A 22,616-nucleotide genomic window follows, 5' to 3' on the forward strand; every position below is an offset into this window, starting at 1 on the left:
ATATTTTTTTTATATTAATTTTGTCTAGTTTTTCTACATCAATTTCACTCATACATTCTAAAAGTATATTTTCTATTTTTACTATTTTTTTAGAATATATTAATTCATTACATATATTTTTACAATTAATATTCAATTCTTCTATTATATAATCAATTATTGTTAATCTTTTAATCAAATCTTTTTCTATTTTTTTTAATACAATTATTTTTTTAAACAAATTATCAATTTTCTTATCATCAAATTCTTCTGAAATATTTAAATAATTAAATATCTTTGTTTTAAATAAATATATTAAGTTTTCAGGTCTATCACTTAAAATTATTTTGCTAAATTCATCTGTTATTCTTTCTTTACTTATATTTTCTATTATATGTGCATTATCATAAATAGCCTTAAGTGTATCTTCTTCTATATCAAAATCTAATTTGCTAGAAAACCTTATAGCTCTTATCATTCTTAATCCATCTTCATTAAATCTTTCATTTGGATTACCGACTGTTTTAATAATTTTTTTATCTATATCTGATTTGCCTCCAAATATATCTACTAACTTAGTTTTTTCATTATAGGCCATTGCATTTATGGTAAAATCTCGTCTTTTTAAATCATCTTGTAAATTACAAGTAAATTTAACCTTATCTGGTCTTCTATGATCTTTATATTCTCCTTCTATTCTATATGTTGTTATTTCATAAATTTCATTATCAATTACTACACTTATAGTTCCATGTTCTATACCTGTTTCTATACATTTAAATTCTTTAAATATCTCCATTATTTTTTGTGGTGTTGCACTAGTAGTTATATCATAATCATGAGGTTGTATCCCAATTACACTATCTCTTACACATCCACCTACAATAAAAGCTTCATAATCATTTTCATCTATTTTGTCTATTATATATTTTACTTTTGGAGGTAAAAATATTTTCACTTTATGCATCTCCTTATATTGATGTTTAATTAATAAAAAAATAAAGCCTCCTAAATAGATAGAAGGCTTCGAGTAATCAACTTATAATTTATTTAACCATACTATGCTCTAATCTTAATTTATCTGCAATCATTGCTATAAATTCAGAGTTAGTTGGTTTTCCTTTTGTGTTATGAACTGTATAACCAAATAACTGATTTATTGTATCAACTTTCCCTCTACTCCACGCAACTTCTATTGCATGTCTTATTGCTCTTTCAACTCTACTTGGTGTAGTGTTATATTTTTTTGCAATGCTTGGGTATAATTCTTTAGTTACAGCACCTAAAAGTTCCACATTATCTATAACCATTTTTATAGCTTCCCTCAAATATAAATATCCTTTTATATGCGCTGGAACTCCTATTTCATGGATTATATTTGTTATTTCAGTTTCTATATTTCCAGAATTTTTAACGAAATCACTTCTAGTCATTTGTACTTCTTGACTTGGTCTTGATTTTGTTTCAGCACCTACAACTTTATTTGTAACCAATTCTCTGATTCTATTTATAAATATAACAAAATCAAAAGGTTTTACTATATAATAGTCTGCTCCTAAATTTATAGCTGTTTGTGTTATTTTGTCTTGACCAACTGCAGATAATACTATTATTTTTGGTTGTTTTGGTAAGTTCATTGAGTTTAGTTTTTCAATTACACCAAGTCCATCCAAATGCGGCATAATAACATCTAAAACTAATAAGTCTGGTTGAGTTTTTTGTACTAGATCAAGAGCCTCAATACCATCTTTAGCAATTCCTAATATTTCAATATCATCTTCATTAGATAAATATTCCTTTAATAGTTGGCAAAAATCTTTATTATCATCTGCTAACACTATTTTAATCTTTTCATTCACTAAAATTCCCCCCAATAATAAGTTTTTTCATTTTAAATTATTTTCTATCCTACTCTTTAAGGTTTATTCGACACTGTAAAATTATATTCCTTCAAAGTATTAAAATATTTTCTTATCAATTTACAATTTTAACATTTCATCAATAAAAATTCCATATCCTTTTTTAGGATTATTTTTAAATACATAAGTTAAACTGCCAATAAGCTTGTTATTTTGTATTATAGGAGCACCACTCATACCCTTTACAATTCCTCCTGTATAGTCAATTAATTCATTATCGACTACTTTTATTAACATATTACTTTCTTCTTTTATAATTTTTTCTATTTTTATTTTGTATGGCTCTATAATTCCTTTTTCAGATTGGAAGAGTATGTAGGCTTCTCCAACTTTTACATCATCTTTTTTGCCTATTTCGATAAGTGGTAAATTGTTTTCACATTTAAAGTTAAAAAGTTTCCCTTTAATGCCATTATTTGAGTTTATTGAAAAATTCCCTACAGAATTATCATAATTTACTGTCGCTTTTATTTGACCTATATTGTTTTTATCTTTTTTTAATATTTCTACTCTAGATGTGTTATATATATTACCTTCTTTTATGCTTAGTAACTTATCTGTATCTGTATCACAAATTCCATGACCTATAGCATAAAATTCATTATTTTGGGGATTATAACAAGTTAGAGTTCCTATACCAGATATTTTATCCCTAACCCAAAGCCCTAATCTGTATTTATCATCTTCATATTTTGTTTTTATTGTAGAAACTTTAGTTTTATTATTTCTTTCATAAGTGACTTTAACTTCATCCATGCATAAAGTATTTAAAATACGTCCTATATCTTCACTGTTATTTATTTTTTTATTTTCTATAGAGATAATATTATCCCCTATTTTCATACCTCCAACATACTCTATATCATCATCTTCAAATCCTATAACTAAAGCTCCATCAGTATTCGCCTTAATTCCTACTATATTTCCCAAAGGATATACATACTGCTTATTATATATACTTTCAGTCTTAAATACTTCTGTTACTTTACAAACCTTATTTTTATAAATATAAATACTACAAAGTAATATAGTAAAAATTAAAAAAGTACTAATTAATAATCTATTTTTTATTATTTTCATCTTAAATACCATATCCTTCTAATTATAATTTCTATATTATAATTCCATATGATAAAGAAAATATTCAACAAATTTAATCTATTAATCAAATTATAATTTCCCTACAATAAATAAATTTATTTCAATCCATATTGCCAACAACTTCATCATTTGCTCAAAAGCTAATTTTAAGGGATTATAAATTATCCTCAATTGAAATAATTTATAATCCCTCAATAAAAAAAGAATAGAAATTAATTTCTATTCTTTTAATAATATTTAAATATTATTTTATCTTAGAAAAAGTATAATTAATGATTTTTCTTAGTTAAATTAACTATTTCTCTAGCATGTTCTATAGTAGTTTCAGTTATATTACTTCCAGCTATTAATCTAGCTATTTCTTGTATACTTTTTTCTTGATCTAATCTTTTTATAGTTGTATATGTTCTATTCTCATCACTATTTTTTTCTATACAAAAATGAGTATCTGCATTAGCTGCAATTTGTGGAAGATGAGTTATACATAATATTTGTTTTTTTCTAGCTATATTATGCAGTTTTTCCCCTACAACTTGTGCCGCTATTCCACTTATACCTGTATCTATTTCATCAAATACTATAGTACCTATTTCATCTATATCTGCAAGTATAGTTTTGAAAGCTAGCATAAATCTAGACATTTCTCCTCCTGATGCAACTTTATAAATAGGCTTCATATCTTCACCTAAATTGAAAGATATCATAAATTCAACATCATTATTTCCATGTTGAGAATAGCTAATTTCTGTAAAATTAACTTTAAAAGTTACACCTTTCATATCCAGTGATTTAAGCTCTTTAAGTATAGCTTCTTCCAAATCAACAGCTACTTCTTTTCTTACATTTGTTAATAAGTCTGCTTTTTTACTTAATTCTTCTTCAAGAATTTCTAGCTTATTTTTTAGCTCTTCAGCCATTTCATCTCTATTAATTATTTCTTCTAATCTTGTACTTATTTTTTTGTGATAATTTAAAATATCTTCTATAGTATCACCATATTTTCTTCTTAAATTATTTATTTCATCAACCCTAGATTCTATTTGTTCAAGTGCATATGGTTCAAAATCAATATTTTCTTTATAATTCCTAACATCTCTACATATATCTTGTAATTCGTACATTATTCTTTCTATAGTTTCACTATATTCACTTAAAGTAGAATCATATTTACTTATTTCACTTAACTCATGAGATGCCATTCCAATTAAATCTACAGCATTTACATTACCTTCATGTAATTTTTCATAACTTAAATTAAGGTTATTATAAATCTTTTCACTATTTCTAAATATTTCCCTTTGCTTTAATAAGTCATCATATTCATCTTTGCTTAAAGATGCTGCTTCTATTTCATTAATTTGGAATTTTAGTAAATCAATTTCTCTTTGTATTTCTTTTTCATCTTTATTTTCATTTAATGTATTTAATGCTTTTTTTACTTTATTGTACTCTAAATAAATTTCTTTATATTCATTTTTAGGGTGTTCTAACTTTTTACCTCCAAATAAATCTAAGAATTTTAAATGTGTGTCTTTATTGAATAAAGCTTGATTTTGATGTTGACCATGTAAGTCTATAAATGTAAGAGCTATTTCTTTTAAAATTGACATTTTTATAGTTCTACCATTTATTCTTGCTACACTTTTCCCATCTGCATAAATAATCCTAGTTATAATTAGTTCATCATCCTCACTATCTAAATCATATTCTTTAAGAATATTTTTTAGATTTTCACTCTGAGAAGATACTATTATTTCAGCTATTCCTTTTTCAGTTCCTTTTCTTAAAAAAGACTTGTCATATTTATTTCCTAAACATAGTCCAAGAGCCTCTATTATAATAGATTTTCCAGAACCAGTTTCCCCTGTAAGTATATTCAGGTTTTCGCCTATACTAACTCTACTTTCTTCAACTAAAGCACAATTTTTCATATATAATTCAAGGATCATTTTATGCCCCCTTTATCCGTACTATTTATTTGTTTAGGTTATGAGATTCTTCTACAACTTCAACTATCTTTTTCTCGAAAGCCTCTTTATCAAAAGCAAATCCTTCGTTATTATTTCTTAAGTGTATTAAATATTCTATATTCCCTTCCGGTCCTTTTATTGGTGAATAATCTAAATGTAATATAGCAAATCCACTATCTACTGCAAATTGAGATATGTTTTCTATAACTTCAATATGAACTTTTTTATCTCTTACTACACCTTTTTTACCAACTTTTTCCTTACCAGCTTCAAACTGAGGTTTTATCAAGGCAACAATTTCTCCCTCTGAACTTAAAAGTTCTTTTGCTTTCGGTAAAACTAATCTTAAAGATATGAAAGATACATCTATTGAAGCAAAGTCTGCAAACTCTTTTGTATCTTCAATTGTAACATGTCTTATATTAGTTCTTTCCATACAAACTACTCTTTCATCTTGTCTTAATTTCCATGCAAGTTGTCCATATCCTACATCTATTGAAAATACTTTTACTGCACCATTTTGAAGCATGCAGTCAGTGAATCCTCCTGTAGATGCACCAATATCCATGCACACTTTATCTTTTAAAGTGACACCAAAATATTTCATAGCTTTTTCTAATTTTAATCCGCCTCTACTTACATAAGGAATCGGATTACCTTTAACTAAAATATTAGCATCTTCTTTTACTTCAGTACCTGGTTTATCACATCTTTGATTATCTACAAAAACAAGACCAGCCATTATAGCTTTTTTTGCTCTTTCTCTACTTTCAAAATGACCTTTGTCTACTAGTAAAATATCTATTCTTTTCTTCATTATACTTTCCTTCTGATTATAATTTTTTTATTCTTATTGCTATTTGTTCACTAGACATTCCTATTGTTTCAAATAATTTTTCAACGTCACCATGTTCAACATATTCATCTGGAATACCTATATTTTCTATTTTCACATTATAATTATTATCTAATATAAATTTATTTATTCTACTTCCAAATCCACCATCTACAATATTATCCTCTATAGTAATAACTTTATCATGTTTCTTAAGTAATTCGTGTAATAAAGTTTCATCCATAGGCTTTAAAAATCGTGCATTTACTATAGTAGGATTAACATTATCATTTAAAAGTATCTCCTTAGCTTCTAAAGCTTTTTTAACCATATTACCTATGGCAAGTACTAAAATATCTTTTCCTTTTTCTAATACTTCATAAGTTCCTACTTTTATCGGTTCATAATCTCCTTTATTTAAGTAATAAGTATTTCCTCTTGGATATCTTATTGCCACAGGTCCATTTATTTCTGCTGATAAATCCATCATTAAAGAAAGTTCATCAGCATCTTTAGGAGCCATAACTGTAATATTAGGAATCATATTAAAATAACTTAAATCAAATATACCATGATGTGTTTCTCCGTCATTACCAACCAGTCCAGCTCTATCTATTAAGAAAGTTACATTTTTCTTTGTAATAGACACGTCATGAATCACTTGATCAAAACCTCTTTGTAAAAATGATGAGTATACTGCAAAGTATGGTTTCATTCCTTCTTTAGCAAGTCCTGCCGCGAATGTTGTTGCATGTTGCTCTGCTATACCTACATCATAATATCTATAAGGATAAGATACTGCAAATTGATTTAAACCTGTCCCAGATGGCATAGCTGCTGTTATAGCTACTATACTTTCATCATTATCGGCCATATTAACTAGTTTCTTCCCTACAAATGATGATATACTTTCACCCTTTGATGACTTGATACCTTCTTCTATATTAAATTTAGAAACACCATGATATCTATCTGGCGCATTTTCAGCAAATTTATACCCTTTACCTTTTTCCGTAATGACATGTATTAAAACTGGACCTTTTTTCTTCTTAGCTTTATTTAAAATATCAATTAGTTCTTTTAAATTATGTCCGTCTATAGGTCCATAGTATTTAATCCCAAAAGATTCAAATAGTTCACAATTTTGCGGTGTAAACTTACTTATTATACCATCTTTCACTTTATCAGCAGTTTTATAGATAAAATTGCCAGCTTTAGTAAGTGTCATTATTTTTTCTATAGAATCTTTTACTTGATTTGCCTTAGCATTTCTAATTAAGCTAGATAAATATCTTGACATAGCCCCAACATTTTTATCTATAGACATCTCATTATCATTTAAAATGATTATCATTTTTTTATCTAAATATCCTAAGTGATTTATAGCCTCTAGTGCCATTCCCCCTGTTATAGAGCCATCACCTATGATTGAAACCACCTCAAAATTTTCTCTTTTTATATCTCTTGCACACGCAATACCAAGACCTGCTGATATAGATGTACTACTATGACCTGTATCAAATATATCATGTTCACTTTCATTTTCCTTTGGAAATCCACTTAATCCATTAAGTTGTCTAAGTGTTGCAAATTTGTCTTTACGCCCTGTAATAATTTTATGAACATAGGATTGGTGCCCTACATCCCATATTAGTTTATCCTTTGGACTGTCGAAAACTTTATGCAATGCTAAAGTCAACTCTACTGTTCCTAAATTCGAAGCTAAATGTCCACCAGTTTTCGAAATAGAATTCATTAAAAATTCTCTTATTTCTTGTGCTAACTCTTCCATTTCAACTATATTTAATTTTTTTATATCATCTGGAGAATTCACTTCATTTAAATAATTACACATAATTTTCCTCACCTTTATAATGGTTTAATTTATAAATAATATGAAAAAAGCCTTCCATAGAAGACTTTCCATTTTAGTTTCCATGTATTTTGGAAAATAAATAATTTCAATTTATTTAAAATATATCAACTTCTATAATTTCTTTTAAAACAAAAAAAATTATATCATATAATACATTTTTTTTCAATTTAAGACATAAGGATTCCTATTATAACCCCTAGTATTGCTCCACATATAACTTCTTTAGGTGTATGACCTACAAGTTCCTTCAATGTTTCATGTTCAATATGTTTTTTATGTTGTAAATCTTGAACTATTTTATTTAATATTGCTGCCTGTTTTCCTACGGCCCTTCTTACTCCAGATGCATCGTACATTACTATAAGTGCAAAAACTGTACATATTGCAAACTCTATAGAATCAAATCCTCTGTAAATACCCACTAAAGTGGATAAACATGTCACAAAAGAACTATGAGAGCTAGGCATTCCTCCTGACATAAAAATTCTAGATAATTCAAATCTCTTTTCTTTGCCAGTAAATATTTTTATAAATTGAGCTAAGAAGCAAGCAAAAATACTTGTCCATAGTATATGGTTGCTAAATAATTGTGAAAAAAAACTCATGATGCCTCCTTAACAGTCTCTGCTAACTATATAATCTGCTAATTGATTTAAAAACTGCACTTGTGAAGATAAACCTTCTATGCTAGTTTTTCCATCATTAATTAACCCTTTCGCTATTTCCCTAGATTTTTCTAAACCTAATAATGAAGGATATGTTGATTTATGATTTTCCATATCACTTCCTATTGGTTTACCTAAAGTTTTCTCATCTCCAGTTATATCTAGTATATCATCTACTATTTGGAATGATAAACCTATATTTTTTCCATACTTAGTTATTCTTTGTAATTCATCTTCACTAGCTCCACCAATTATGGCGCCTGCTCTCATACATCCTACAATCATTGCTGCAGTTTTGTTAACATGAATAAAGTCTAACTTTTTCTTTTCTATAACTTTATTTTCACTTTCAATATCTACTACTTGTCCACCTATCATTCCATAAATACCTGCATGTTTTGCAATTTCATTTATTGCTTTCAAATATTTATTTGAATCTTCTTTGTCAATAGATGAAGATAACATAATTTCAAAAGCATAATTTAAAAGAGCATCTCCAGCTAAGGTTGCCATTGCATCTCCGAATACTTTATGATTCGTCGGCTTACCTCTTCTTAAATCATCATTGTCTAGTGCTGGTAAGTCATCATGAATTAAAGAGTATGTATGAATCATTTCTATCGCTACCGCAAAAGGAATCGCATCTTCTTCTTTTCCTCCTACTGCCTTACAACTTTCTAAAGTTAAAATAGGTCTAAGTCTTTTCCCTCCAGCTTTTAAGCTGTAGTTCATAGCTTCCATAATAGTTTTTTGATAACCTTCTTCTTTTGGCATATACTCATTTAAAATTTCTTCTATATAACCTATTTTTTCTTTTAAAACTTGTTTAAATTCCATACTAATCCTCCCCAATATTAAAATCTTCCTCAATGCCCATCTTGTTAAATTTGCTTATTTTAAGTTCAGCATCTTCTAAAAGTTTATTACAATATTTAAATAATTTGATACCTTCTTCATATAAACTTAACGACTCATCTAAGCTAGTATTCTTAGATTCTAAATTTATTAAAATCTCTTCTAACTTTTCAAAGGCTTCTTCATAAGTAAGCTTCATGATTATACCTCTTTACTATTAATTTTATTTATATTACACTCTAAGTTTCCATCTGTTAGTATGATATTAATTTCATCTTCAATCTTGACATTTTCTATAGAGTTAATTACTTCACCATCTTTTTCTACTATTGAATATCCCCTACTAAGGGTAGCTAAAGGACTTAAATTATGAAGTATAGCTCCTTTTTTTGACAATTGTTCTTTTGAACTTTCAATATTTTGTTCTAGTCTAAAATTAATTTTATCATAAATTTGGTCTAGCTGTATATTTTTATCCCTTATTATATAAGATTTCATATAATTATTGATTTTATCAAAGGTATTATTTAACTTTTCATTGTCAAATATAACTTGATTATTTAATGATCTACTCATTCGATTTTTTATATTATCTAATTTAAAATAAATATCAGATAAATCTGGCGTAGCAATTTCTGCTGCTGCAGATGGTGTAGGTGCCCTCATGTCCGATACAAAATCACATATAGTAAAATCAGTTTCATGGCCTACTGCTGAAATTACGGGAATTTTTGATTTAAAAATTTCTCTTGCCACAATTTCCTCATTAAAAGACCATAACTCTTCTAAAGAGCCTCCTCCTCTACCTACAATTATTATATCTACATTTTCCATACGGTTAAAAAATTCTATCCCTTCACAAATATCTTCAGCTGATCTTTCTCCCTGAACATTGACAGGATATAATTTTAAATCTATTTTAGGAAATCTTCTCTTCACAACATTAATTATATCTCTTATGACCGATCCTGTAGGTGAAGTAACTACACCTATAGATTTTGGAATTTTAGGTATTTCTTTTTTATACATTGAATCAAACAAACCTTCTTTTTTTAATTTTTCCTTTAATTTGTTAAACTCAATATATAAGTTACCTATACCTTCTATCTCAACTTCATTTATATAAAATTGGTAGGCTCCATCTCTTTCGTATACTGATATATATCCACTTGCTATTATTTTAACTCCATTATCAAGTTTTAAACTTTTATCATAGTTATTTCTAAATATAATACAATTTATTTTTGATGTTTCATCTTTCAAAGACAAATAAACATTTCCACTACTATGAACCTTAAAGTTAGATATTTCTCCTTTTACTCTAAGGTTATAAAGAATAGGATCATTTGTTAGAATCCTCTTTATATATGAATTTACTTCACTTATATTCAAAGCTCTAAGTTTCATACATTTTCTCCTAATAATTTTTCATTTGATTTAATCCTATTATAGCACATCCTAAAGCATTATCTGTTGCATACTTATTCTCAGTAAAATATGTAATTACTCTATCTTTTTTTAATTTATTTTTTAGTTCTTTTGAAATATATTTACTAGCAGATACTCCTCCAGCAAATAAAACCTCATCTATTTCATATTTTTTACATATATATGATAAAGATTTATACATACATCTTACTAATGTATCTAAAAGTAACTTAGAAATATATTCTTTTGAATAATCATTTAAAACTTTATTAATTTGATTTTCAATTCCTGATAAATTCATATATCCTTCTTTTACAGATGTTTTTAATCCTTCTTTTATCTTGATATCACATTTTATAGCATCTTCATCAATATACTTCCCACAAGGAAAGTCGTATCCTAGATTTACACCAATACGATCTACTAGCTGTCCAAAGCTGACATCTAAACTACCGCCTACAATCTCTATATCATATCCTTCTAACTTTTTGTTAACTAGAAGAATTTCTGTAGTTCCACCAGACATATGAACTGCTAAAAATCTTTTTTTATTTTTTAGCTCATTTCTAAATAAACTTGCTTCTATATGGTTTTCTTGATGTGATGTCTCAAAATAGCTACAGTTATTTATACTGCTTATTAATTTTGCAAAATTGCATCCTACAGTGAATACTGGCATATATGAATTATCTAAAGGTCTTGGTTTGCTAGATGCACAAACACCAATAATATTATACTTTTTTAATGTTTCATTAATACTATTTCCTAGTTCTCCCAAATTATTAACATGTTGAAAAACTGCTTCACTTTGTCTTAATCCTTTTGAATCTTTTTTTACCTTAAGAAGTATTTTTTTATTTAAAATAACTTCTTTATCTAAAGATATAGCTGCTATAGATGTTGTATAGCAGCTAGTATCAAATCCTATTATAATATTATTTTTCTTTAATGCCATTAGCAACACTTCCTAAAATTCCGTTTATAAATTTAGGAGATTTGTCGTCGCAGTATAATTTTGCTAAATCTATAGCTTCATTTATTGAAACCCTAACAGGAACTTCGTCATTCATATAAACAACTTCGCATATTGCTAATTTCAGTATTGCTAAATCAACTTTTGCTATTCTATCTAAAGACCAATTTAGGGCATGTTTAGTAATTAGTCCTTCTATTTCATAGCAGTGTTCACTTAAAGAATTACAAACTCTTTTCATATATTCTATATCTATAGCATTATTTAAGTTTACATCATTTAAGTTTACATTACTTTCATTTGAGTATTGTAAAACTAACTCTTCATATCTATTTATTATGTATTCTTCATGATTATTTAAAAAATCTTCAAAGTAACTATTTATATCTTGTAAGTCACCTTCTAATATATCTATTTGATAAATTAATTTCATTAAATATTCTCTACTTGTTATTTTTCTTGCCTTTTCTATATAACTAATTTTACTTACATTGTCTTTTTTCATTATATACTAACCTCCTTCAGTCTTATTATATACCATTAAGCAATTAAAAAACCCTCTGATTTTCAGAGGGCTTTATTTAATTTATTTTGATATCTTCTTAGCTTCTTCTTTCTTAGCTTGTTTTGCTAACTTAGCTTCTTCTCTCTTAGCTTGTTTTGCTAATTCTTTTTCTTCTTTTTCTTTCTTGAAGCTAATTTCTTGAACTTGTATATTTACTTGAGAAACTTCTAATCCAGTCATTGTTTCAACTGTATTTTTAACATTTTCTTGTACTTTACAAGATACTTCAGGTATAGACATACCATATTCTACTGTTATAACAACATCCAATGATACTTTTTCTTCTTCTATTTGAATTTTAACACCGTTGTTTTTTAGTAATTTATCTGTTAATGAAGTTATTGTCTCTACACCTTCAACTTCTAACGCAGCTAGCCCTGCTATTGTAACTATAACATCATTAGAAATTTTAACTTGCCCTAAATTATTGTTATTTTCCATGAGATTGTTACCCCCTGTATTAAGGATTTTATAATTATATATTATCATAGCAAATTATAGTAAGTTTTGCAAGAAAATACCTCAGTAAATTCTGAGGTATTAGTCTCTTATATTATTATAGCCTAAATAATATTATTTTAAAATCATCTTATTATTTTTGTAGTGAATTAGGAGTTAATTTTATTTTATCATAATCTACTCCAGCTTGCTCTGCTACTAGATCAAATATTTTTGCTGCATCACTTTTTGTCAATTCTGATTTATTTACTACTACATTCACATTGTCTTGTCCTATATATACTAAAGCGTCTTCATATCCTTTAGCACTTAATAAATTTTCTATTTTTAATTCAGTTTCTTGATACTTAACTAGTTGGACCTTCATATTTGAAGCTTCCTCTCTTGATTCATCAGATGTAGATGGATTATTTATAATTGTATTCAGTTCTTCAGATAAATCATTTCTTTGTTTTTCTCTTTCCATTTTCATATCAAGAATATATGTAGACTTACTCATGTTTTCCTTTGAGGCCAATTGCTCTTCAATTTCTTTGCTTGTTTCTATAGCTTTTTCTTCAATGTCACTTTGTTCACTATCTTTACTATCTACTACAGTTATCTCTGCAGTTTCTTTAGATTCTTCTTTATCTGTGTTTTTATCTTGTTGAGCTTGTTCATAAGCTTCAAATTCTTCAGATACAGTAAGTGCAGATTGTTTACTTAATTGATAATTTCCAACTCCAAGAGCTATTAACATTGCTGATAATGATATTACTACAACTCCCCTATGTTTTAAATTAATTTTCATATTTACCCCTCCACTTTCGTTTATTTAGAATATATCTCTACTTGGTGACCAGATATTTGTAAAGATGTTTGTACTGCGCTATATAATTTTTCTTTAACAGCTGAATTACTAGCTCCACTTGCTACCACAATAACACCTTTTATTTTAGCTTCAGAAGTTTTTAAAACCACTGGCTCATTTGTACTAGAAGTAATCATAGTTTTATTTTCTGTTGAACTTGTAGTTGTTCTCTCTCCACCTGAAGAATCTTGTTCTTTTGTAGTTTCTGTAGTTGTATTAGAATTATATGCAGGTACTAATTCTTCACTAGATTCAAAGGTTATCATTACATCTACATCACCTGCACCGTTAATCTTACTCAATATTTCTGTTAATTTACTTTCTAAATCTCTTTTCTCTGATTCAGTTTCTGCAGATGCTTGTATTGTATTATCATTGTCATTTGCACTAGTTTCTTTGTCTTGTCCACTTGGCATGACTGCTATAACTATAAGGGCTAAGATACAAATCCCCGCCATAAATATAAGGGGCTTTAATTTCTTTTTTTCTGTATCATTAAATAGTTCATTAAATTTTTTCAATTACCACCCAACTCCTCTTAATCAATTTCTATATCCCCTATGGATATATCTAGTACTTTTATTAGGTCTTCTTTAAGTTCATTTTCTTTTAAATTTAATTCTCCTTTGTTTTTAAAAACCTCTTCTTCTTTTTCCATGTCACTAGATTGTATGTCCTTTTTGTTATCATTATTACTATTTTTTTCTTTAATCTTTATAGTTTCAATATCTGACCCATCGAGCTTTATATCCTCTAATTCGTATCCATATTCATCTAGTTTAAGCTGTAATACGCTTTTTAAGCCATCTTCATATCCTTTACTTAGTTCTCCATTATTTGTTTTTCCAGCTAAATCATTATAACTATCCACATACATTTTTGAATAATCACTTATTTTTCTCAAAATAGCATCTTCCAAAGAAGTATTATTAGAAAATACACTTACAATTGGACTAATTATTATGAATACAAAAATAAAATTACAAACTAAATTTACATATGATTTTAATTTCGTACTAGGTAATATCATATCAACCATATTTATAATAAATGCTCCTATGATAATACACATAACCCATTCTTTTATACTAGCAATAATAGATCCCTCCCTTTTATTTAATTTAAGAAATTACCGCACTTATGGAAGTTAATATTGCTATCGTTACAAAAAACATAATTGTTATTGCTATTAATGTTACTAAAACTATTGTCATTAAATTTGCTACTTCATTTAAAAATGAAGAAATATTATCTTCTCCAATAGGTTCCACTGCTATTGCACAAACTTTATAAACCAATATTACTCCTATAATTTTTATCAAAGGAATTAAACACATCCCTACTAAAATCACTAACCCTATCCCACCAAATACATTTTTGATAAGTTGAGAAGAAGATAATAATATATCAACAGAGTCTGATACAAATCCTCCTACTACAGGTATAAAATTACCTATTGCAAACTTAGCAGTTTTCACACTAAACTTATCAAATGAAGTAACATATAATCCTTGTATAGATACTAAACCTAGATAAACAGTAAATACTGCTCCTAAAGCAACTACATTTATTTGCTTTATAAATGAAGATAATCGACTTAATTTAATATTGTTAGTTATATTATTAATTACCAATATGGCAAAAGCAAAAGATATAGCTACAAATATAAACTTCTTAAAAATTATATTAATTGCAGCTATTCCACCTATAACAATCGGATTCAACGCAGTAGATGTTATAGGTAATCCCATTAGTAGTAATAATGAAATCATAATAGGAATCACTACATTTACAAGTCCTATAATACCTTCTATCGTTGAATGACAAATAGCAAGTACATCTTTAAAACTTATTAGAGTTAAAGCTACTACTGTAATGAATACTATATAATTTGTAACTGTACTTATTCCTGATGATGAAAATGAGTTTTCTAAACTTTTTATTAATGATGATAAAAGGGCTAAGACAAGTATACTAGCTGCTATTTTCAAACTACTTTTTATTTCTCCAAATATGGCTGTACTTATTTTATCTTTATCAAATAAATCTAGTATATTAGCATCACCTTTAATCAGGTCTTTTATATATGTTTTCATGTCAACATCTTTAATAACATTGTCTTCTTTTATATATTTTTCTATTTCATTTATGTTTATCTTACTCAACTGATTTTCTATATATAAATCTATACTTTCTTTTGTATCATTATATTCTTCTGTATTACTTTTAACTTCATCATCTTCTGCTGCAAATGTCACTCCTGTAAGTAAAGAGAAAAATATAATAAAAACAAGACTTAAAACTTTGTTTTTCATACTAAATCATTCTCCTACTTTAAATTAAATTAATTATTGTATCTATAATTGATAAAAGTATAGGGAATGACATTGTCATGATGATGATTTTTCCCCCAAACTCTAATTTAGATGCAATGTTTTTTTCACCACAGTCATTACACAAAGAAACAGCAAACTCTATGATATAACAAATACCTATCAATTTAATTATTAATCTTATGTACATAGCTGGTATATTCACTTTATCTGCCAAAGATTGAATTCCATCTATTATAAAGCCTAACTTCATAACAACAGAAAGTAGTATTATCACCCCAGCAGTAATACCTACAAAGTTTGCCATTTCAGGTCTATCTTTTTTAATAACTAAACAGAGTATGGTGGAAACCATTGCAATACCAACTAATTGCATAACTTCCAAATTATCTCCTCCTCTTTAGTAAAGTTGAAACATTGTTCTGACTGTATTAAATAAATCGCTAATTTCTGTAATTACTAGTCCTAAAACTATAACTACTCCTACTAATGTCGTTAGAGTTGCCCAATCTTTTCTATCAACTTTTTCTAGAATCATGTTTAATACAGATATTAATATCCCTACACCAGCAACTTTTAGTATCAATGCAATTTCCATAATTACCTCCTAAATTAAAATTATTCCTATGCAGATACCTGCAAATGTTATTAGTTTTTTATATAAAGCTCCCTTTTTAAAGATTTCTTCTTTACTGTCACTAGTTATTTTTTTTAAATTATCACATGTTAGGTCTATTATTCTCTGTTGCGCTTCTATATCACTTTGTCCAAGAGTTAAAAATAACTTTCTTATTTCTTCTATCTCTTTGCTTTGCAAATTACTTTCAACTTTCAACATATCAATATTTTTATTTAAGATTTTTTGTAATGTCCTACCATCTTCCTTCACCAGGTCTACATACATATTTTCAAAAAAATCACATAAACAATAATCTTTCTTAAGAGATGCTCTATAAAATATCTCTTCTAATGTATATAATCCAAAAGCTAAATCCATCCTAATTATTTCTAATATACTTATAACTTCATTTAATTCTTTATGCCTTTTAATAAATGCTTTATATATAATATCTCCTATTAAATAACTAGATCCTATTAATATTCCTATGAAAAAAATTTTAATTTGCAAAATACCATCTCTTTTCTTTTAAATCATAAATATTTTCTATTGTCCCTGGTCCTTTTTTAGCAGAAAGTAAAATTACTTTTCTAAATAGCTCATCATCCAATAAGTTTTTTAATTCTTTTCTATTTCTAATATCATCAATTGAGTCTCCATGGACTGTTGTTATTAATCCGACACCACCATTTAATGCTGTATATAAAGCTTTTATGTCTTTTTCTGTACCAATTTCATCAGTTACCACTACATTCGGTGACATGGATCTTAGAACCATCATAATCCCCACATCTTTTGGACAAGTTTCAATTATGTCTGTCCTAATTCCAACATCCATTTGAGATACTCCTAAGTAAGAGCCTGCGATTTCATTTCTTTCATCTATTAATGCAACCTTGACACCCTTGAAATTATATTTATTACTTCCATTACTTAAATTTCTTACTATATCTCTAAGTAATGTAGTCTTACCACACTGAGGTGGTGAAATTATTATGCTATTATTTATCTCAGTTGGACTTTTAATAATATGATTCATAACTTTATCTGAACAGTTTTTAATTTCTTTAGAAACTCTTATATTTAAAGAAGATATATGTTTTATATTTTCCACTCTTCCATTTTCAACTATGGCTTTTCCAACTATACCTACCCTGTGCCCACCTCTAAGGGTTATAAATCCTTTTTTTATATCATCCATAAAGGAGTGTATAGAGTATTTGCATATAATTTGAAAAGTCTGCTCAATATCCTCTTTAGTTACTACATAAGCATTATCCATATTTCTATCTAGACTATTAGTTTTTACATTATAAAAATAATCTTTTAAATTGCCATTTATTATTAATGGCTTGTTTATTCTTAATCTTATTTCTTCTATATTTTCTCTCTTAATATTTTTTATTTTTTCTCTTAGATTAAGAGAGAGTGAATTAATTATTTCATCAGAAAGTTTCATAATCTTGTCCTCCTTCTTGTTTATAATATTTATATTTATTAGATGTGATAAATATTACATTTAGAACAACTTTTATATCATTCAATTATTGACTTTCTAAATACCTATGATAATATTTAATAATAATTAGATAACTTTAATAAAATATACAAATTAAAAAAGGAGAATAGTATGATAATTACAGTATTAAAGTCAAGTTTCTTGCTAACATTTTTAACTACAGGGGCTTTTCTTTTATTTGGATATATTTACAGTATTATAGAAAAAAGAAATACTAAATATTTACTATATACATTTGGAAGTGCAGGTATTCTATTTACTGGTGTGATCGGAACTACCATTCATGAATTAGGTCACTTGATTATGTGCATTATATTTAAACATAAGATAACTGATTTTCAACTTTTCAACTTTAAAGGATATAAATACGAAGAAACTTTAGGTTATGTTTCTCACAGATATAATGAGAATAGTATATATCAACAAGTTGGGAACTTTTTCATAGGAGTTGGGCCTATTATATCAGGAACCTTATTTATTATTTTGAGTTTTAGATTATTATTACCTCATATGTATTCTTTAATTGATATTCAAAATTATGTGAATTACCTTAATGAGGTTAACTTAGGAAATATTATTTTATTATTTTTTTCTTTATGTAAATCTTTATTTTTAATGTTGTTTAATATTAAAAATTTATCAAATATAAATTTTTATATCTTTATTTATTTAATGACTTGTGTATCAACTCATATTTCTTTAAGTAAAAAAGACTTTCAAAATAGTATTATAGGGATTTTTTCTATATTTATCATCTATTTTATAGTTTGTTTATTTTTCATAATTTTTAATTTTAATTTGAATGATTTACTAATAAGTTTAATGAATTATAATATTTATTTACTTTTATTTTTAAGTACTGGTTTAGTCTTTTCTCTTATTTCTTTTCTTTTTACATATATATTTTATGTTATCAAGAAATAATGATATTATAAAACTTAATTATTAAAATATAAAAAATTCACTTCGTTCATGTCGCCAACAACTGTGTCCGTTGCTCAAGTAACAAAGTTGAAAATTATATGTTATCTACAGATTATATAACATATAATTTCCTTACACTTAAAAAGACCATAATAACAATTAATTATCATGGTCTTTTCATCATATCTATTTAAATTTATAACATCTATATAATCCTTCTCCACTATCAAATGAAATTTTAAAATATACTTCCCCAGTAGAATAGTTTTTTTCCATAGCAATTAAGTTTTGATCTATTCCAGGTTGCGTTCCCACACCAATCAAAAATACTTCATTCTCACTGTCAATTTCTTGTACTGAACCTGTATATTTATAGAATTCATCTACACTATATTCATTAAACTCAATTACTTCTTTATTTTCCTCATCTATTTTAATCTTTATGGCTCTACTATTTTCATTGGCTACACCATTATCATAAATTGTCAAATATCCATCTTCAGTAAGTCTTGCATGATGTTGTCTTGAAAATAATTGTTCATCATCTAAGTTAAATTCATCATATTTTCCACCAAGTATCCAAATTATTTCTCCTGTTTCTCTATCCAACTTTACAATAGAATCTGTATTTCTAAAAGAACAAATTAAATTATTATCATTTGGATCTATTTCCATAGAATTAAAATGTATATAATCTAGAGGAGTTTCATTATCTTCATCGAATGTATTATTTTCTACACTCATATTATAAAATTCTTCATAATCTGTACTAATCCATTGCCATATAACTTCTCCATCTTTTACCTCTTGCAATACTTGAGCTACTACTTCTGTTTTATTTCCATTGCTTAAATTCTCAGGTATATTATCAGCTTCTACAACTTGATAGCTTGATAATATATAGTGATTATCATCTATATAAATAAAATCATGGTTTTCAAGTTCTGTACCTTCTTTTATATCGCCATATTCACTTAGTTTAATATTATTTATCTCATTATAATTTTCATCCATAACAACCAATTTGGTAGGTGAATATCCTACTCCACTAATTCTATTTGAAGACTTATCTACAACTAAATATCCATATCTGACTTTATTATCATCAGTTATTATTTTTTTAAAATCAAAAGGATTTGATTCTACCTCCTTATAAAAAATTAAATCTCCTTTATTATTTAATTTAAATATATAATTGTGCTCTTCATTGTGAGTTGTTAAGTAGTATTCTCCATCATAAGGACTATTTGCTTCTACATCATATCCAGGAAAATAAGAACTGTATGTGTTTATATAATAATTGGAATAACTATCTTGTCCATTATATTTTATAGATGATTTTATCCTATTATTTTTACTAATTTCATCAACATTAAAAATAATACTTTCTTGTAATTTTACTTCTTCATCATCTAATTTTATAGATTTAATTTTTTCTGTTTCTTTAATCAATAATTCATTTTCTGTTGTAGAACTTAATTGTTTAACATTTATACTATTATATTTACCTTCTCCCTTCAAAGTGATATTTTCTCCATTAATAGATACATTTAATGTGTTTAAAGTTTCCATTGTCGATTGCTTTTTAATGCTAATTATAATAAGATATGATATAACTAGTATTGTAAAAATCATAGTTATAGCACTTATTACTTTTCTTTTACTCAATATACTTCCTCCCTTAAATATTTACTAAATTTATCATATATAACCCTCCTGTATTAAAAATGAATTTTAGATAAAATTAGAATGAATTTTTTTAGCCAAATGTGATATAATAATGAACTAATTTGGGTATAAATTCTTAATAAATTCACATTTACAAAGGAGGTTTTCATTTGATTGCAATTATCTCACCTGCTAAAAATATGAGAAATATTAAAATAGACAATATAAAACCTGAAGTATACGGTAAAAATAGATTATTTTCAAAGGAAACAGAAGAAATTATTAATGTTCTAAAGGCGTTAAGTCCTTGGGATATAGGGTCTTTTATGAAGGTTAATGAGAAAATAGCATTTCAATCTTATGCATATTTTCAAGACTTTAATTTTGAAGATGAAGGTGTTTGCGCTCTTTTAGCCTATGATGGATTAGCATTTAAAAATATTAAAACCGAAGAATTCACAGAGGATGATTTTGATTTTGCCAATGATCATATAAGAATTTTAGATGCTTTTTATGGAATAGTTAATCCACTTGATGGTGTATTACCTTATAGATTAGAAATGCAATATCCTATAAAAATCAACGATAAAAATCTTTATAAATTTTGGAATGATAAATTATATAAAAAGTTATATGAAGAAGACAATGTTATAATAAATTTAGCTTCTGAAGAATACGCTAAGACAATAAGACCGTTTTTAAATGAAGACAATATTTTTATCGACATAGATTTTAAGGTTCATAGAGATGGAAAATTAAAAACTATGGGTACATGGGCAAAAATGGCACGTGGACAAATGGTCAAATATCTAGTCCAAAATAAAATAAATAATCCTGAAGATTTAAAATATTTTACTTTTGATGGATATAAATTTGATGAAAGTTTATCAACAGAAAGAAAATATATTTTTATTAAACAAGACTAATAATTACTTTAAATAAAAATATATTCATCTAAAAAATCCCCTCCACTAATAATGGAAGGGATTTTTTAATTGTAGTAAATCTATATTTATAATTATTAATTATAAATTTACTTTTCTTCAACTTTATTTTCTTCTTGTTGCTTTTCTGCTTCTTTTTTAGCTAATATATAAGATTCTATATCTTCAACAACATTACCTTGTGCAAAATTAATAGCTTGTTTTATAGCATTTTTTATTGCTTTTGAGTCAGAACTTCCATGGGCTTTTATAACTCCACCTTTTACCCCTAAGAAAGGTGCTCCACCATATTCTGAGTAATCAAGGAATGCTTTTAACTTTCTCATATCTTCCTTTATTAATAAAGCTCCTAACTTACCTTTAAAGCTACTCATAAGAGTTTCTTTCATAAGCTTCATCATGCCCATTGCTACACCTTCACAAGTTTTTAACATTATATTTCCTGTGAATCCATCACAAACGATTACATCAGCTTTAGACTCGATTACATCTCTACCTTCTATATTACCTACAAAGTTTAAGTCCATATTCTTTAATTCTTCATAAGCAGCTTTTACAAGTTCATTTCCTTTTCCTTCTTCAGAGCCTATATTACCAAGACCTATTCTAGGATTTTCCATTCCTAAAACTTTTTTAAGATATATATTACTCATCATAGCAAATTCACTTAAGTTTCTAGGCTTACAATCTGCATTGGCACCACTATCTGCTATTATAGTCATTCCACCTTTTATATTAGGCATACAAGGACATAGACAAGGTCTATCTATCCCTTTTATTCTTCCTACTATCAATGTAGCTCCTGTAAGAAGTGCTCCTGTACTCCCTGCAGAAACTATAGCATCTGCTTTATTTTCTTTTACTAAATTAAGTGCAACTACCATAGAAGAGTCTTTTTTCCTTCTTATAGCTTGAACTGGTTTATCTTCATTTTCTATTATTTCTGTAGTATGAATAATTTCTAACTTACTTCTATCAAACTCATAAGTAGCAAATTCTTGTTCAAGTATCTCCTTATCTCCTGTAATAGCTATTTCTACATCAAATTCTTTAATAGCTTCTACAACTCCACCTACTATGGCTTTAGGTGCATTATCGCCACCCATACCATCGACAACTATTCTCATACTGACC

General features: G+C 26.8%; 24 protein-coding genes. 1 reads left to right on the forward strand and 23 read right to left on the reverse strand.

Annotated features, from left to right (window positions below; genetic code table 11):
- The 22 genes from J7G74_RS14520 to J7G74_RS14625 form a co-directional block, all read right to left on the reverse strand.
- The coding region (locus J7G74_RS14520; protein ID WP_297136636.1) for a CCA tRNA nucleotidyltransferase at positions 1–937 on the reverse strand (937 nt) is incomplete at its 3' end.
- 88 nt (positions 938–1,025) lie between these two features.
- The gene (spo0A, locus tag J7G74_RS14525) at positions 1,026–1,853 is read right to left on the reverse strand and encodes a sporulation transcription factor Spo0A (protein WP_443081660.1); all 828 of its coding nucleotides are present in this window, start codon (positions 1,851–1,853) and stop codon (positions 1,026–1,028) included.
- 105 nt (positions 1,854–1,958) lie between these two features.
- Positions 1,959–2,978 carry a SpoIVB peptidase S55 domain-containing protein gene (locus J7G74_RS14530; RefSeq protein WP_297136640.1) on the reverse strand — a complete coding sequence of 340 codons (1,020 nt, stop codon included), beginning with the start codon at positions 2,976–2,978 and terminating at the stop codon, positions 1,959–1,961.
- A 290-nt stretch (positions 2,979–3,268) separates the two neighbouring features.
- Complete coding sequence (recN, locus tag J7G74_RS14535) at positions 3,269–4,948, reverse strand: DNA repair protein RecN (RefSeq protein ID WP_297136641.1); 1,680 nt, start codon at positions 4,946–4,948, stop codon at positions 3,269–3,271.
- 25 nt (positions 4,949–4,973) lie between these two features.
- Complete coding sequence (locus J7G74_RS14540) at positions 4,974–5,786, reverse strand: TlyA family RNA methyltransferase (protein ID WP_297136643.1); 813 nt, start codon at positions 5,784–5,786, stop codon at positions 4,974–4,976.
- A 16-nt stretch (positions 5,787–5,802) separates the two neighbouring features.
- Complete coding sequence (gene dxs / locus J7G74_RS14545; RefSeq protein ID WP_297136645.1) at positions 5,803–7,659, reverse strand: 1-deoxy-D-xylulose-5-phosphate synthase; 1,857 nt, start codon at positions 7,657–7,659, stop codon at positions 5,803–5,805.
- A gap of 188 nt (positions 7,660–7,847) precedes the next feature.
- Positions 7,848–8,285, reverse strand: a complete 438-nt coding sequence (locus J7G74_RS14550; RefSeq protein ID WP_297136647.1) for a divergent PAP2 family protein — start codon at positions 8,283–8,285, stop codon at positions 7,848–7,850.
- A 9-nt stretch (positions 8,286–8,294) separates the two neighbouring features.
- Positions 8,295–9,182, reverse strand: a complete 888-nt coding sequence (locus J7G74_RS14555; protein WP_297136649.1) for a polyprenyl synthetase family protein — start codon at positions 9,180–9,182, stop codon at positions 8,295–8,297.
- A 1-nt stretch (position 9,183) separates the two neighbouring features.
- The gene (gene xseB, locus J7G74_RS14560; protein WP_297136651.1) at positions 9,184–9,399 is read right to left on the reverse strand and encodes an exodeoxyribonuclease VII small subunit; all 216 of its coding nucleotides are present in this window, start codon (positions 9,397–9,399) and stop codon (positions 9,184–9,186) included.
- Positions 9,400–9,401: 2 nt separating this feature from the next.
- The gene (xseA, locus tag J7G74_RS14565) at positions 9,402–10,607 is read right to left on the reverse strand and encodes an exodeoxyribonuclease VII large subunit (protein WP_297136653.1); all 1,206 of its coding nucleotides are present in this window, start codon (positions 10,605–10,607) and stop codon (positions 9,402–9,404) included.
- A gap of 10 nt (positions 10,608–10,617) precedes the next feature.
- Positions 10,618–11,583, reverse strand: a complete 966-nt coding sequence (locus J7G74_RS14570; RefSeq protein WP_297136655.1) for a Kae1-like domain-containing protein — start codon at positions 11,581–11,583, stop codon at positions 10,618–10,620.
- Positions 11,564–12,106 (reverse strand): transcription antitermination factor NusB, encoded by a 543-nt coding sequence (gene nusB, locus J7G74_RS14575; protein WP_297136657.1) that lies wholly within the window; start codon positions 12,104–12,106, stop codon positions 11,564–11,566. Before nusB ends, J7G74_RS14570 begins: the two co-directional genes overlap by 20 nt.
- A gap of 81 nt (positions 12,107–12,187) precedes the next feature.
- The gene (locus J7G74_RS14580; RefSeq protein WP_297136659.1) at positions 12,188–12,607 is read right to left on the reverse strand and encodes an Asp23/Gls24 family envelope stress response protein; all 420 of its coding nucleotides are present in this window, start codon (positions 12,605–12,607) and stop codon (positions 12,188–12,190) included.
- A gap of 151 nt (positions 12,608–12,758) precedes the next feature.
- Complete coding sequence (locus J7G74_RS14585) at positions 12,759–13,415, reverse strand: SpoIIIAH-like family protein (RefSeq protein WP_297136661.1); 657 nt, start codon at positions 13,413–13,415, stop codon at positions 12,759–12,761.
- A 20-nt stretch (positions 13,416–13,435) separates the two neighbouring features.
- Positions 13,436–13,996, reverse strand: a complete 561-nt coding sequence (locus tag J7G74_RS14590; protein ID WP_297136663.1) for a stage III sporulation protein AG — start codon at positions 13,994–13,996, stop codon at positions 13,436–13,438.
- A gap of 17 nt (positions 13,997–14,013) precedes the next feature.
- The gene (locus J7G74_RS14595; RefSeq protein WP_297136665.1) at positions 14,014–14,547 is read right to left on the reverse strand and encodes a stage III sporulation protein AF; all 534 of its coding nucleotides are present in this window, start codon (positions 14,545–14,547) and stop codon (positions 14,014–14,016) included.
- Between the two features lie 49 nt (positions 14,548–14,596).
- Positions 14,597–15,790 carry a stage III sporulation protein AE gene (gene spoIIIAE, locus J7G74_RS14600; RefSeq protein ID WP_297136667.1) on the reverse strand — a complete coding sequence of 398 codons (1,194 nt, stop codon included), beginning with the start codon at positions 15,788–15,790 and terminating at the stop codon, positions 14,597–14,599.
- A gap of 19 nt (positions 15,791–15,809) precedes the next feature.
- A complete protein-coding gene (gene spoIIIAD, locus J7G74_RS14605) occupies positions 15,810–16,184 on the reverse strand; it encodes a stage III sporulation protein AD (protein ID WP_297136737.1) in 375 nt (124 codons plus the stop codon).
- A gap of 24 nt (positions 16,185–16,208) precedes the next feature.
- Complete coding sequence (gene spoIIIAC, locus J7G74_RS14610) at positions 16,209–16,406, reverse strand: stage III sporulation protein AC (protein WP_074915317.1); 198 nt, start codon at positions 16,404–16,406, stop codon at positions 16,209–16,211.
- Positions 16,407–16,415: 9 nt separating this feature from the next.
- A complete protein-coding gene (locus tag J7G74_RS14615; protein WP_297136670.1) occupies positions 16,416–16,937 on the reverse strand; it encodes a stage III sporulation protein AB in 522 nt (173 codons plus the stop codon).
- A complete protein-coding gene (gene spoIIIAA, locus J7G74_RS14620; RefSeq protein WP_297136671.1) occupies positions 16,927–17,886 on the reverse strand; it encodes a stage III sporulation protein AA in 960 nt (319 codons plus the stop codon). The genes J7G74_RS14615 and spoIIIAA overlap by 11 nt, the downstream gene beginning before the upstream one ends.
- Before the next feature lie 1,170 nt (positions 17,887–19,056).
- Entirely contained in the window at positions 19,057–20,538 is a 1,482-nt protein-coding gene (locus J7G74_RS14625) for an aryl-sulfate sulfotransferase (RefSeq protein ID WP_297136673.1), read from the reverse strand.
- Between the two features lie 170 nt (positions 20,539–20,708).
- On the opposite strand from J7G74_RS14625, the gene yaaA reads away from it, so the two are divergent.
- Positions 20,709–21,464 (forward strand): peroxide stress protein YaaA, encoded by a 756-nt coding sequence (gene yaaA, locus J7G74_RS14630; RefSeq protein ID WP_297136675.1) that lies wholly within the window; start codon positions 20,709–20,711, stop codon positions 21,462–21,464.
- Between the two features lie 107 nt (positions 21,465–21,571).
- Here yaaA and plsX read toward each other — a convergent pair whose 3' ends face one another.
- Positions 21,572–22,609, reverse strand: coding sequence for a phosphate acyltransferase PlsX (plsX, locus tag J7G74_RS14635; RefSeq protein ID WP_297136677.1), 1,038 nt, complete (start codon positions 22,607–22,609; stop codon positions 21,572–21,574).
- Between the last annotated feature and the right edge of the window lie 7 nt (positions 22,610–22,616).

It is taken from the genome of Terrisporobacter sp., assembly GCF_017888745.1.
GTDB lineage: Bacteria > Bacillota > Clostridia > Peptostreptococcales > Peptostreptococcaceae > Terrisporobacter.

Excerpts from the sequence above, each read along its gene's own strand:
- J7G74_RS14530 (WP_297136640.1), bottom strand. The coding sequence starts at position 2,978 with ATGAAAATAATAAAAAATAGATTATTAATTAGTACTTTTTTAATTTTT.
- recN (WP_297136641.1), bottom strand. The coding sequence starts at position 4,948 with ATGATCCTTGAATTATATATGAAAAATTGTGCTTTAGTTGAAGAAAGT.
- J7G74_RS14540 (WP_297136643.1), bottom strand. The coding sequence starts at position 5,786 with ATGAAGAAAAGAATAGATATTTTACTAGTAGACAAAGGTCATTTTGAA.
- dxs (WP_297136645.1), bottom strand. The coding sequence starts at position 7,659 with ATGTGTAATTATTTAAATGAAGTGAATTCTCCAGATGATATAAAAAAA.
- J7G74_RS14550 (WP_297136647.1), bottom strand. The coding sequence starts at position 8,285 with ATGAGTTTTTTTTCACAATTATTTAGCAACCATATACTATGGACAAGT.
- J7G74_RS14555 (WP_297136649.1), bottom strand. The coding sequence starts at position 9,182 with ATGGAATTTAAACAAGTTTTAAAAGAAAAAATAGGTTATATAGAAGAA.
- xseB (WP_297136651.1), bottom strand. The coding sequence starts at position 9,399 with ATGAAGCTTACTTATGAAGAAGCCTTTGAAAAGTTAGAAGAGATTTTA.
- xseA (WP_297136653.1), bottom strand. The coding sequence starts at position 10,607 with ATGAAACTTAGAGCTTTGAATATAAGTGAAGTAAATTCATATATAAAG.
- J7G74_RS14570 (WP_297136655.1), bottom strand. The coding sequence starts at position 11,583 with ATGGCATTAAAGAAAAATAATATTATAATAGGATTTGATACTAGCTGC.
- nusB (WP_297136657.1), bottom strand. The coding sequence starts at position 12,106 with ATGAAAAAAGACAATGTAAGTAAAATTAGTTATATAGAAAAGGCAAGA.
- J7G74_RS14580 (WP_297136659.1), bottom strand. The coding sequence starts at position 12,607 with ATGGAAAATAACAATAATTTAGGGCAAGTTAAAATTTCTAATGATGTT.
- J7G74_RS14585 (WP_297136661.1), bottom strand. The coding sequence starts at position 13,415 with ATGAAAATTAATTTAAAACATAGGGGAGTTGTAGTAATATCATTATCA.
- J7G74_RS14595 (WP_297136665.1), bottom strand. The coding sequence starts at position 14,547 with ATGTGTATTATCATAGGAGCATTTATTATAAATATGGTTGATATGATA.
- spoIIIAE (WP_297136667.1), bottom strand. The coding sequence starts at position 15,790 with ATGAAAAACAAAGTTTTAAGTCTTGTTTTTATTATATTTTTCTCTTTA.
- spoIIIAD (WP_297136737.1), bottom strand. The coding sequence starts at position 16,184 with ATGCAATTAGTTGGTATTGCAATGGTTTCCACCATACTCTGTTTAGTT.
- spoIIIAC (WP_074915317.1), bottom strand. The coding sequence starts at position 16,406 with ATGGAAATTGCATTGATACTAAAAGTTGCTGGTGTAGGGATATTAATA.
- spoIIIAA (WP_297136671.1), bottom strand. The coding sequence starts at position 17,886 with ATGAAACTTTCTGATGAAATAATTAATTCACTCTCTCTTAATCTAAGA.
- plsX (WP_297136677.1), bottom strand. The coding sequence starts at position 22,609 with ATGAGAATAGTTGTCGATGGTATGGGTGGCGATAATGCACCTAAAGCC.